This window comes from Novosphingobium sp. ERN07 (assembly GCF_012641335.1).
Lineage (GTDB): Bacteria > Pseudomonadota > Alphaproteobacteria > Sphingomonadales > Sphingomonadaceae > Novosphingobium.
Window position 1 is genome coordinate 244,674 of the sequence record NZ_JABAID010000003.1, and the last position, 11,572, is coordinate 256,245.

9 protein-coding genes are annotated in these 11,572 nt (G+C 62.4%); 5 read left to right on the forward strand and 4 right to left on the reverse strand.

Features of this window, described 5'->3' with window-relative positions:
• Positions 1–38: 38 nt before the first annotated feature.
• Positions 39–1,217 (forward strand): cytochrome P450, encoded by a 1,179-nt coding sequence (locus HGI47_RS06595; RefSeq protein WP_168852011.1) that lies wholly within the window; start codon positions 39–41, stop codon positions 1,215–1,217.
• A gap of 52 nt (positions 1,218–1,269) precedes the next feature.
• The gene (locus HGI47_RS06600; protein ID WP_168852012.1) at positions 1,270–2,298 is read left to right on the forward strand and encodes a LacI family DNA-binding transcriptional regulator; all 1,029 of its coding nucleotides are present in this window, start codon (positions 1,270–1,272) and stop codon (positions 2,296–2,298) included.
• A gap of 272 nt (positions 2,299–2,570) precedes the next feature.
• Here HGI47_RS06600 and HGI47_RS06605 read toward each other — a convergent pair whose 3' ends face one another.
• From HGI47_RS06605 to HGI47_RS06620, 4 genes are read right to left on the reverse strand one after another with little or no spacing between them, the layout of a single operon-like run.
• Entirely contained in the window at positions 2,571–3,344 is a 774-nt protein-coding gene (locus tag HGI47_RS06605) for a DeoR/GlpR family DNA-binding transcription regulator (RefSeq protein ID WP_168852013.1), read from the reverse strand.
• 28 nt (positions 3,345–3,372) lie between these two features.
• Positions 3,373–4,446, reverse strand: a complete 1,074-nt coding sequence (gene rhaT / locus HGI47_RS06610; protein WP_168852014.1) for an L-rhamnose/proton symporter RhaT — start codon at positions 4,444–4,446, stop codon at positions 3,373–3,375.
• A 19-nt stretch (positions 4,447–4,465) separates the two neighbouring features.
• Entirely contained in the window at positions 4,466–5,611 is a 1,146-nt protein-coding gene (lldD, locus tag HGI47_RS06615; RefSeq protein WP_168852015.1) for an FMN-dependent L-lactate dehydrogenase LldD, read from the reverse strand.
• Positions 5,608–7,023: an FGGY-family carbohydrate kinase gene (locus tag HGI47_RS06620; RefSeq protein WP_168852016.1), complete on the reverse strand. Its 1,416-nt coding sequence runs from the start codon at positions 7,021–7,023 to the stop codon at positions 5,608–5,610. The genes lldD and HGI47_RS06620 overlap by 4 nt, the downstream gene beginning before the upstream one ends.
• Before the next feature lie 124 nt (positions 7,024–7,147).
• Between HGI47_RS06620 and HGI47_RS06625 the strand changes: the two genes are divergently transcribed.
• Genes HGI47_RS06625 through HGI47_RS06635 form a run of 3 tightly spaced genes read left to right on the forward strand, consistent with a single transcriptional unit; the run spans position 7,148 to position 11,506 of the window.
• Entirely contained in the window at positions 7,148–9,259 is a 2,112-nt protein-coding gene (locus HGI47_RS06625; RefSeq protein WP_168852017.1) for a bifunctional rhamnulose-1-phosphate aldolase/short-chain dehydrogenase, read from the forward strand.
• Between the two features lie 22 nt (positions 9,260–9,281).
• The gene (locus HGI47_RS06630) at positions 9,282–10,205 is read left to right on the forward strand and encodes an alpha/beta hydrolase (protein ID WP_168852018.1); all 924 of its coding nucleotides are present in this window, start codon (positions 9,282–9,284) and stop codon (positions 10,203–10,205) included.
• The gene (locus HGI47_RS06635; RefSeq protein WP_168852019.1) at positions 10,202–11,506 is read left to right on the forward strand and encodes a TIM barrel protein; all 1,305 of its coding nucleotides are present in this window, start codon (positions 10,202–10,204) and stop codon (positions 11,504–11,506) included. Before HGI47_RS06630 ends, HGI47_RS06635 begins: the two co-directional genes overlap by 4 nt.
• Positions 11,507–11,572 lie beyond the last annotated feature (66 nt).

An 11,572-nucleotide genomic window follows, 5' to 3' on the forward strand; every position in this document is an offset into this window, starting at 1 on the left:
GCTTGCATGGCGCAGCGCGGCTGCTTATGCAACCGGTCATGACTGATCTCGCACAGGATTTCGACCCGGAAATTTCCGAGGATTTCGACAGCCCCCATATCGAATACGCGCGCCTGCGCCGCGAATGCCCGGTGGCGCACACCAATGGCCTCGGCGGATTCTGGGCGCTGACCCGTTATGAGGACGTGAAGCGCGCGGCTTCGGATTCGTCCATGTTCATCACCTCTGTGCAGAATGTCGTGCCCAAGGTTGCCTATACCGGGCGGCGGCCACCGCTGCACCTCGATCCGCCTGAACACACGCCCTATCGCAAGGCGCTGAACCCGCTGCTTTCGGTCGAACGGTCGGAAATGTTCGCAGACCGTGCGCGCGAACTTACGCGCCACCTGCTTGATCCGATGGTCGCCAAGGGCGGGGGCGATATCTGCGTTGAACTGTCGAGCTATCTGCCCGTCCACGTCTTTGGCGAATGGATGCGCATTCCCGAAGACTGGCTGGATACGCTGCACGATGCCGGGCGCGCCTTCATTCTTGCGGTGCATTCGAACACGCCTGAAACGATGAAGGAAACCTCGCTCCGGCTTTATGACATGGCCCGTGCCCTGATCGCGCTGCGCCATGAACAGCCCCAAGATCCGGCTATCGATCCCACCAGCGCTCTGCTGGAAGCCCGGCACGAAGGGCAGCCTTTGCCCGATGAACTGCTGGTCGGCACCGTGCGGCAGGTGCTGGTCGTGGGCATGGTCGCGCCGATGGTGATGATCGGCAATATCTGCGTCCACCTTTCGCGCGACAAGGCGCTGCAACAGCAGTTGCGCGCCGATCCATCGCTGATTCCGGCAGCAATTGAAGAATTCCTGCGCCTTTACACGCCCTATCGCGGCTTTGCCCGCACGGCGGTGTGCCCGGTCGAAATGGGTGGCCGCACGATCCCGCCGGATGAGGCGATTGCCCTGATCTATGCTTCGGCAAACCGGGATGAAGAGGTGTTCCCCGAACCCGACAAGTTCATCCTTGATCGCCCCAACATTGCGCAGCATCTGGCCTTCGGGCGCGGGCCACACAATTGCCCCGGCGTTCATCTTGGCCGGATGCAGTTGCGCGTGGCGCTGGAGGAAATCCTTGCCGCCACCACGGAGTTCGAACTCAACGGCCCGGTTACGGTCAGTCGCTGGCCCGAAGTCGGCGCGCTCTCCGTCCCTCTGCGGTTCAGCTAAGCGGCAAGAGAGCGATTGCATGTGATGGCGTGGAGCGGCTAGCATCCGCGCCATGACTGCATCCGACGGGCCAATTGATCTGGAAGACCTTACCGGCAAAGCCGCGACGCTTGACGATGTGGCCAACCGAGCGGGCGTCTCCACCGCAACGGTCAGCCGTTTCATCAACAACCCGACCGTGGTCGCCAAGGCGACGGCGGAACGCATCCGCGAGGCGATTGCCGAAACCGGCTATATTCCAAACCTGCTGGCGGGCGGTCTTGCTTCCAGCAAGTCCAAAATGGTTGCGGTGCTGATCCCCTATCTTACGGATTCGATCTTCAACGACACGATCCAGACGATGGTGGAAGAACTGTCATCCGCCGGAACCACGGTCATGCTGGGGCTTACCGGCGTGTCCGAAGCGCGCACAGAAGACCTGATCCGCGCCGCCATAAGCCGCCGCGTGGATGCCATCATCTTTACCGGTCCGGTCACGCCCAATGTCGAACAGATGGTGCGGCGCAGCCCGGCCCTGTTCATTCAGGTGTGGGACTTGCCCGAAGATCCTATCGGCATTGCGGTTGGCTTCTCGCATCATGCCGCGGGGCGCGATATTGCCCGCTTCCTGATGTCGCGCGGCTATCGTCGGCCCCACGTCGTTACCGCGCAGGGCGCGCGTGCGCAGATGCGGCGCAATGGCTTTGTCGATGAATGGACTGCCAGCGACGGCATCGCGCCGACCGAGGCGCACGTGGAAGTACCATCGCGCTTTGGCCATGCTCGCCGGATCTTTGCAGAGATACGGCGTCTGGATCATATGCCCGATGTGGTGGTCTGCGGGTCAGACTATCTGGCGCAGGGTGTGATCGTGGAAGCGCTTGCTGCGGGGCTGCGGGTCCCTGAAGACATTGCCGTGGTTGGCTTTGGCAACAGTTCGATCGCGGGCGAGATGCGCCCCACGATCACGTCGGTCGAGGTCGATGGCGCGCGCATCGCGCGTGAGGCCATCGCCGCCATCCGCAATCGCAAGGGCACGGCTCTTCCGCCAGACCGCTGGATTGACGTGGGTTTCCGCCTTGTCGCCCGCGAAAGCGCCTGACGGTCAGAGCCAGATGACATCAAGTTGCACCGTCGTGACGGAGCCAATTTTGGCCCAGCGCGAGGAAAGAGGAGGGAGCCATGCCATCGCATAGTGACCGACGATTGACGCTGCGATGGGCCAAAAGCGGCCCGCCGCAAAGCGGTTGTCTCAGGAAGCCCCTCGGACAGCGTCGCGTCGCTTGTCCGGGCAACCAGCCCGGCCTGCGCAACGCTCCTTGCCGAGAAGCTTCCTGAGACAATCCCGGCGATGCAACTTGATGTCATCTGGCTCTAACAAATCACCACGTTTAGTCCCGCCGCGCGCAGCGTTGCGGCCACGTCTGGCGCAATGTCTTTGTCGGTGATGATCGTGTCGATTTCGTCAAGTCCGCATACGATGGTGCCCGATTGCGTGCGGAACTTGCTGCTGTCCACCAGCAGAATCACTTCCTCGGCCCGGTCAATCAAGCGGCGTTCGGCGGCCACGAGCACCGGATCGGCCTGCATCGCGCCTTGCGGGCCAACGGCGGCCGCGCCCATGAACAGGCGCGGCGCATGGAAGCGTGGCATCGATTCCTCACCCGCCGGGGCAAGGATGATGTTCTGTTCGCGGAACACCGCGCCCGATGGCAGCACGATCCGCGTGCCGGTTTGCGGCAGCAGCGCATTCACGATGTGCAGCGAATTGGTCAGCACTTGCAGCCCCAGCCCATCCAGATGCGGGCACATCTGCAACGTGGTGGTGCCGCCATCGATCATCACGCCTTCGCCGGGAGAACACAGCGCCGCCGCCGCCTTGCCGATGGCCTGCTTGGCCGACAGGTGCTGCGTGATTGACTGGTCAAACGGCGTGCCCATCAGGCGGGGGGCGGCAGGCTCTTCGTCTTCGGGCAGTTTGGCCCCGCCGTGGACGCGCACGATCTGTCTGGCATCTTCAAGCCGTGCCAGATCGCGCCGGATGGTTGCGGGCGAGGCATCCAGCAACACCTCCAGATCACGATAGCTGACAAAGCCCGTCGGGCGCAGCGCTTCGAATATCCGTCGTTCCCGTTCCGCAGCGTGCATTGCGCCCTACCGTCTCCTTGCGGGGCGCTTATGCACCGGCATTGAGCATGTTGCCAGCGCCGATCACCACGGTCGCGCCCACCAGCAGGCCGATTCCGGTCCACACCAGACGGCGCGTGCGCTGCGATGCGCCAGCCCATTCCTTCAGCGCAAAGCCCCAAAGTGTTGAAAACAGGATGATAGAGGCCATGTGCAGCGTCCACGAAGAGAAGCCGTATTCGCCCATCTGGCTTTCACCCATCGTGTAGAAGAAAAACTGCCCGTACCACAGCGTGCCACCCAGTGCGGCCAGCAGCCAGTTGGCCAGCAGATTGGGACGCTCGCCGGGTTGTGCCTCGGGCGAAGGCGCGCCAAAGAATTGGCCGAAGCTGCGGTTCTTCCACAGCAGGTATCCGCACCACAGCGCATTGGTGGTAAGCCCGCCTGCCAGCACCACGCACAGCACCGGCAGACCTTGCGAGAGCGGATCGGTTCCGGCGGCCAGCGTCAGGTCACGAATGGGCTGGCCAGCGGCAAGGCCCCAAGCAAAGCAGCCCGACATCACGCCCGAAAATGTTGCGATAAACAGGCCTTTGCGCAAATTGAACTCAGCCACGCCTTCCGATGCTGCCCCGCCAAGGTCCGCCTCTTTGGCATTGCCTGCACGGGCGACGACGACGATGCCGACAAGCGTGATCAGAATACCCAGCAGCGTCAGCTTGCCGCTGGTCGTGGCGGCGATCTGGCCAATCGTGCCATCGAATATCGGCGGTCCCATCGTGCCGATCACGGTGGTCAGCCCCAGCGCCACCGCCATGCCGAGCGACAGGCCCAGATACCGCATGGTCAGGCCGAACGTCAGGCCGCCAAAGCCCCACATCGCACCCCAGAACCAGCACCACATAAGCGTTTCACGTGGGGTGGCGGACAATACGCCCAGCAGGTCTTTGGTCTGCACGCTGGCGAAGAACCACGGCGCTATGGCCCAGGAAAACAGACCGCCTGCCAGCCAGAACACTTCCCATGACCATAGCTTTATGCGCTTGTACGGCACATAGAAGCTGGCTGAGGAAAAGCCGCCAATCCAATGAAATATAACGCCCAATGCCGGGTTCGCGCCCATCGGTTCCTGTCCCTTTTCGTTATGGTTTTACGAGTATCGAGCGGTCGATCTCGCTGATGTTCTTCACGCCGGTCAGCGTCATGGCGACGCGCATTTCCGCTTCGATCAGGCGCAGCATGTGTTCGATGCCCGCTTGCCCCTGCGCGGCAAGGGCAAAGACCCATGCCCGGCCCAGCAGCACGCCCTTTGCGCCCAGCGCCAGCAGCCGCACCACATCGAGGCCAGACCGCACGCCACCATCGGCCAGCACGGTCAGGCGGTCACCCACCGCATCGGCAATGGCGGGCAGGGCGCACGCGGTGGAGGGCACGCCATCCAACTGACGCCCGCCGTGGTTGGACACCACGATGCCGTCCGCGCCAAGATTAGCCGCTTCCACCGCGTCTTCGGCATCGAGCAGGCCTTTGATGACCAGCGGGCCTTTCCATTCCGAGCGGATGAAATCGAGGTCTTTCCACGATATCGAACTGTCGAAATTCTCGCGCATCCACTTGAAGAAGTCTTCGATGCCGGTCTTGCCGTCCAGCTTGCGGATCACATTGCCAAGGCCGTGCGGACGCCCCATCACGCCCACGTCCCATGCCCATGCGGGCTTCATCGCGCCCTGCAAGGTGCGGCGGATTGCGCCCTTCATGCCCGCGGCACCGGCAAGGCCCGAATGGTAATCGCGATACCGGCTGCCCGGCACCGGCATGTCGACAGTGAAGACCAGCGTTGAACAGTTCAGTTCCACCGCTTCCTGCAACAGTTCACGCATGAAGCCCCGGTCGCGGGTCATATAAAGCTGGAACCAGAAGGGTTTGCTGGCTGCTTTTGCCACTTCTCCTAAGGAGCAGGCCGAAACGGTGGAGAGCGTAAACGGCACGCCCGCCGCCTCTGCCGCACGCACCGCCTGACATTCGCCGCGCCGCGCGTTCATGCCCGCAAGGCCGATGGGGGCAAGCGCGACCGGCAGGGCTTGTTTCTGGCCAAACAGTTCGGTCGAAAGGTCCAGCCCGGAAACATCGCGCAGCACCCGCTGGCGCAGGGCAATGTCGCGCAGGTCGTCCACGTTCCGCCGCAGCGTGGTTTCGCTATAGGAGCCGCCGTCGATATATTCGAACAGGAAGTGTGGCAGGCGGCGGCGGGCCAGTTCGCGAAAATCGGGAATGGAAGCGGCGATCATGCATCGGTTCCTAATGCAGCGGCTTGTACTTCGGCCTTCCAGCGATTGCGGTAGGTATCAAGGTCGGCGTCCAGCGGTTCGACCCGAACCAACGCGCCTTGCGGCCGCAGCGTGGGATCGATCAGCCGCAGCGCACCAAACGATACATCATTGTGGGCGTTGGCTGTGTAAACGGCAGTGTCGGGGCGCAGCGATGCCAGCGCGCGCACAAACACTTCCGCTTCGGCAAAGCGACCTTCCACCAGCAACCGGTCAGACGATCCGATCAGATCGAGCGACGTATCTGCCACCAGCGCGGCATAGAGACACGCAGCGGCGCGGCGTTCAAACCAGTCTTCGGGCCGATTGATCCATTCGAAACGGCTTTGCGGAAACGGCCCGAAGCCGCGCATCAGAGTGGGCAGGATCAGGCGGCCTTTGGCCAGCACTTCCGGCACGGCGGCCAGCAGTGCGGGTTGATCGGGCTTGATGTCTACGCGGCGCGTATCGATCTCGATCAGCGTCTCAATCTCGCGCCCGCCCATGAAACGGGCCGAAGGCACCGGGCGGCCATGCACGTCGATATTGACCAGGCAGTCACGCGCTTCGGGCAAGTCGCTCGTATCAACCGGCTTTGCAGGCAGGTGCATGGCGATGAACCATGTGCCCGTGGACAGCACCGTCGCTTCGTTATCGGCAATCTCGGCAAAGCCGCGCGCGGCCAACAGCGCCGCATTCGAATCGTGCAGGCCTGCCAGCACTTCCACATCGGGTGACAGGCCCGTTGCGGCGGCCACTTCCGGCTTCAGTGCGCCCACCACATCGCCAGCGCGCACCACCGGGGCAAACTGCGCCGCCCAGCCAAGCCGCTTCGCCATCGGTGAGAAATCGGCCTCCTGCGGGGACCACAGATCGGAATGACAGCCAAGGCTGGTCACCTCGCTCACCGCCTTGCCGGTGAGGAACCACGCCCAGTATTGCGCCCAGGGCAGCAGCGTGGCTCGACGCATCGCTTCACCATGAAGCTGCTCCATCCACCAGATCTGGCTGCCAAAGTTCAACCCATCGGGCAGGGCAGGCGATCCGGTAAGCGCAAAGGCATCCCGCTGCGCGCGATATTCGGCCATCACGTCATCAGGAATGGCCTGTTCGTAATCCAGCGGTGGGAACGCCATGCGCCCATCGGTCAGCGCCACGACGCCTGCACCATGCCCCACGGGAATGATCGTGCGCACGGGATGTTCGGCATAGGTCTTGATCGTTTCCAGCAGCCAGCGGCCCACGTCATCTGCATCAAGCCTGCGGGCGCCTGCCACTTCGACCGGCACGTTGGGGCGCACTTGCCGATCGATCATCCGGCCATCCAGATCCCACAGGCTGACCTTGCTCAGGGTCTTGCCCAGATCGATGACAATAGTGGTGCCTGTTGGCACGCCGCTCTCCCGTTCCTTAATTTTCCCAAATGCTCAATAACAATCATTATTGATCATTTCCAGTAGAAATGTTAGCAAGCTCCCCGAACGGCGCAATGCCGACGTGTTGATCCAAAGGGATGCCATGAACGCGCAAGTCTTGATTTCCTCCGCTGCCCTGCCGTTTGCCGTGCCGACGAGCCGGTGGGACGAATCGGTGGCTGCTACGCTTAGCCCTGCCGAACTGCTGCTCTATCGTTCGAACCTGCTAGGCAGCGACCTGACCGTGACCAATTTTGGCGGCGGCAACACGTCGGCCAAGCTGGAAGAGATTGACCCACTGACCGGTGAAAAGACCGAAGTGCTGTGGGTGAAGGGATCGGGCGGTGATATCGGTTCGATGAAGCTCGATGGCTTCGCCACGCTCTATCAGGCAAAGCTGCTCGGCCTTGAAGCGCACTATGCCGGGCCGGACGATGACGACAAGATGGTCGGCTTCCTGCCGCACTGTACGTTCAACCTGAACGGTCGCGCCGCCAGCATCGACACGCCGCTGCATTCGCTGCTGCCGTTTGCGCACGTCGACCACGTTCACCCCGATGCGATCATCGCGCTGGCCGCATCGTCGGGCGGTGAAGCGGCAACGCAGGAAATCTGGGGCGGCACGATTGGCTGGCTGCCGTGGAAGCGCCCCGGTTACACGCTGGGTGTGATGCTGCGCGATTACGTGAAGGCCAATCCGCACGTTCAGGGTGTCATGCTGGCCGGCCACGGGATCATCTGCTGGGCCGACAGCGCCAAGGCTTGCTACGAACACACGGTTGAACTGATTGCCGATGCCGCCAATTACCTGAACGCCAAGCTGGGCGGAAAGCCCGCTTTCGGCGGTCAGGCGGTTGCTCCCAACGCAGACCGCGCCGCCATTGCTGCCGATCTGATGCCTCGTCTGCGCGGTTTCATGACCGGTGCGCGCACCAAGCTGGGCCACTTTTCCGACGATGCCGAAGCGCTGGAATTTGTGGGCAGCGTCGATTTCGAACGCCTCGCCTCGCTGGGCACGTCCTGCCCAGATCACTTCCTGCGCACCAAGGTCGCGCCGCTGACGCTGGACCCGGCACGGCTGCAGGATGATGCCTATCTGGCGCAGAAGATTGCCGATTATCGCGATCTCTATGCCGCCTATTACGAACGCTGCAAGCGCGCCAACAGCCCGGCGATGCGCGATTCCAACCCGGTCGTCGTGCTGGTGCCCGGCGTTGGTCGCATCACCTTTGCCACTGACAAAACCACCGCGCGCCTTGCCGGTGAGTTTTATGGCAACGCCATCAACGTGATGCGCGGGGCCGAGGCGATTGGCGATTACATCGCGCTGGACGAACAGGAAGCGTTCGACATCGAATACTGGCTGCTTGAAGAAGCCAAGCTGCAGCGTATGCCCGCGCCCAAGCCGCTGGTCGGCAAGATCGCGCTGGTTACCGGCGGCGCTGGCGGCATCGGCGCGGCATCGGCTGCTCGCCTGCTCCGCGAAGGGGCCTGCGTGGTTCTGGCTGATCGTGCCGCTGATGCGGTGGAAGAAGTCCGAGCGGGCTTTGCCAAGCAGTTTGGCAAGGACGTGGTGCGCGCCGCCGTGTGCGACGTGACTGATGAAGCCCAGGTGCAGGCCGCCTTCGATGTGGCCGCGCGCGAATTTGGCGGGCTGGACATTCTGGTCGCCAACGCAGGCATCGCATCGTCCGCCCCGATTGAGGACACCACGGTTGAACTGTGGAGCCGCAATTATGACGTGCTGGCGCAGGGCTATTTCCTGACCGCGCGTTCGGCATGGCCGCTGATGAAGCGAATGAAGGATCAGGGCGGTTCGTCGGTGGTGTTCATCGGTTCGAAGAACGGCGTTGCCGCCGCCACCAATGCTAGCGCCTATGCCTCAGCCAAGGCGGCGGCGAACCATCTGGCGCGCTGCCTTGCGCTGGAAGGCGCGCCGTTCGGCATTCGCGTCAACACGGTGAACCCCGATGCGGTGATCAAGGGCAGCAAGATCTGGGACGGCGACTGGCGCAAGGAACGTGCAGGGGCACATGGCATCGACAGCGGCAAGGAACTGGAAGAGCACTACCGCCAGCGTTCGATGCTGAAGCGCGATGTTCTGCCCGAAGATATTGCCGAAGCCGTCTATTTCCTCGGCTCTGACATGTCGGCAAAGTCCACCGGCAACATGATCAACGTCGATGCGGGGAATGCGCAGGCCTTCACCCGCTGATCCGAACCGGGAGAGGATAATAATGAAAAAGACAGCACTGGTTGCCACGATGGCCCTGATGGTGGCCGCTCCTGCTTTTGCGCAGGGTGGCCCACCAGCTTCGGTTCCGGCGGCGGCTCCCGCTGAACCGGGGGCGATCCCGCTTTATGGCGACAAGACGCCAGGTGCGGCGGGCAGCGAGAACTGGATCAAGTTCGGCGGCAGTAGTCTTGCAGTGCGCAATGTCACCCGGCCCACGATCACCCCAGTCCTGCCCGATCCGGCCAAGGCCACGGGCGCGGCGGTGGTGGTTGCGCCGGGCGGTGCGTTCATGATGCTGGCGATGGACCACGAAGGCTGGGCCGTGGCCCGCGCGCTGGCCGACCGGGGCATTGCCGCGTTCATTCTGAAATACCGTCTGAACCCGACGCCCAAGGATGAAGCCGAAGCAGGCAAATACATGGGTGAACAACTCGCCAAGGAAGTCGGCCATCCGATGACCGGCGAACTGCTCGGCAAATCGATGGCCCCTGCCGACGGCAAGGCCGCGATTGAATGGGTGCGCGCCAATGCGGCCAGGTATGGCATCGATCCCGCGCGCGTTGGCATGATGGGCTTTTCCGCAGGCGCGATGACCGCGCGCCGCGTGGGGCTTGATGCCGATACGCCATCGCGCCCCGCATTCCTTGGCTACATCTATGGCCCGCAGGATGCCGAACCGGTCAGCGCCGATGCGCCGCCGATGTTCAATGCCATTGCGCTGAATGACAGCCTGTTTCCCAACAAGGGTTTCCCGATTGCGCAAGCTTATCTTGAAGCCAAGCGCCCGGTCGAAATTCACGGATACCAGACCGGCGACCACGGCTTCGGCCTTGGCGTGCCCGGCACCACGACCACTCTTCTGATCGATGAATTTACCGCGTGGCTCAAAATGCAGGGCTTCCTCACGCGAAAGGACAGCAAATGACTCTCCCTATTTCCGCCGACCTTATTGCAGAGCGCAACGCCGTCCACTCCGAAGCGATGGAGGAAGATTACGCTGCACTGGGTCGCAAACTGGCGCGCACCGGGATCGATATCGATGCGATTAAGGACCGCGTGGCGGGCTTTTCGGTGGCCGTGCCATCGTGGGGTGCCGGGCGTGGCGGCACGCGCTTTGCCAAGTTCCCCATTCCGGGTGAGCCAACCAATATCCATGAAAAGCTGGAAGACTGCGCCGTCATCCAGCAGCTTTCCCGCGTAACGCCGCGCGTATCGCCCCATTTCCCTTGGGATAAGGTCAGCGATTTCAAAGCGCTGCGTGAAGAAGCCGATGCCCTTGGCCTTGGCTGGGATGCGGTGAATTCCAACACCTTTCAGGATCAGGTCGGGCAGGCCCACACATATGCCAACGGCTCGCTTTCGGCGCAGGATGCCGCCACGCGCCAGCAGGCGGTGGACCACAACATCGAATGCATCGAAATCGGCCAGCAGCTTGGGTCTACCGACCTGACCGTGTGGGTGGGCGATGGCACCAACTTCCCCGGCCAGCAGGACTTGGGCCGCAGCCTTGACCGCTATCTGGAAGGCGCGGCCAAGATCTATGCCGCACTGCCCGATGACTGGCGGATGCTGCTGGAACACAAGATGTTCGAACCGGCGTTCTATTCGACCGTGATCAGCGACTGGGGTTCGTCGATCCTTGCCGCACAGGAACTGGGGCCAAAGGCCAAGTGCCTTGTCGATCTGGGCCACCACGCGCCCAACGTGAACATCGAACAGATCGTGGCGCGCCTGCACCGCTTCGGCAAGCTGGGCGGCTTCCACTTCAATGACAGCAAGTATGGCGATGACGATCTTGATTCCGGCTCGATCAACCCGCACCAGTTGTTCCTGGTGTTCAACGAACTGGTTGAGGCTGAACTGAACCCCCAAGGAAACAAGGGCGGTGACGGCTTCAACCCCAGCTACATGATCGACCAGTCGCACAACGTGACCGATCCGATTGAATCAATGCTGTCGAGCGCCGAAACCATCACCCAGTGCTTCGCCAAGGCACAACTGGTGGACCGTGCTGCATTGCACGGCGCACAAGACGCCAACGACACGATGATGGCGTTTCAGGCCCTGCGCCGCGCCTACAACGTCGATGTCGCGCCCATCCTTGCCAAGGCCCGCGCCGAAGCGGGCGGCGCCATCGACGTGCTCGAAGCCTATCGCCTCAGCCAATATCGCACCCGCAAAGCGCAGGAACGCAAGGCCGTGGGGCTGGGCGCGGGAATTGTCTGACCCTTAGGATGACATATAAAAACAAATAAAAACAAATAATTGATCTATCACTCATTGGGAGTTGAG

Excerpts from the sequence above, each read along its gene's own strand:
- HGI47_RS06630 (WP_168852018.1), top strand. The coding sequence starts at position 9,282 with ATGAAAAAGACAGCACTGGTTGCCACGATGGCCCTGATGGTGGCCGCT.
- lldD (WP_168852015.1), bottom strand. The coding sequence starts at position 5,611 with ATGATCGCCGCTTCCATTCCCGATTTTCGCGAACTGGCCCGCCGCCGC.
- HGI47_RS06625 (WP_168852017.1), top strand. The coding sequence starts at position 7,148 with ATGAACGCGCAAGTCTTGATTTCCTCCGCTGCCCTGCCGTTTGCCGTG.
- HGI47_RS06605 (WP_168852013.1), bottom strand. The coding sequence starts at position 3,344 with ATGCACGCTGCGGAACGGGAACGACGGATATTCGAAGCGCTGCGCCCG.
- HGI47_RS06635 (WP_168852019.1), top strand. The coding sequence starts at position 10,202 with ATGACTCTCCCTATTTCCGCCGACCTTATTGCAGAGCGCAACGCCGTC.
- HGI47_RS06600 (WP_168852012.1), top strand. The coding sequence starts at position 1,270 with ATGACTGCATCCGACGGGCCAATTGATCTGGAAGACCTTACCGGCAAA.
- HGI47_RS06595 (WP_168852011.1), top strand. The coding sequence starts at position 39 with ATGACTGATCTCGCACAGGATTTCGACCCGGAAATTTCCGAGGATTTC.
- rhaT (WP_168852014.1), bottom strand. The coding sequence starts at position 4,446 with ATGGGCGCGAACCCGGCATTGGGCGTTATATTTCATTGGATTGGCGGC.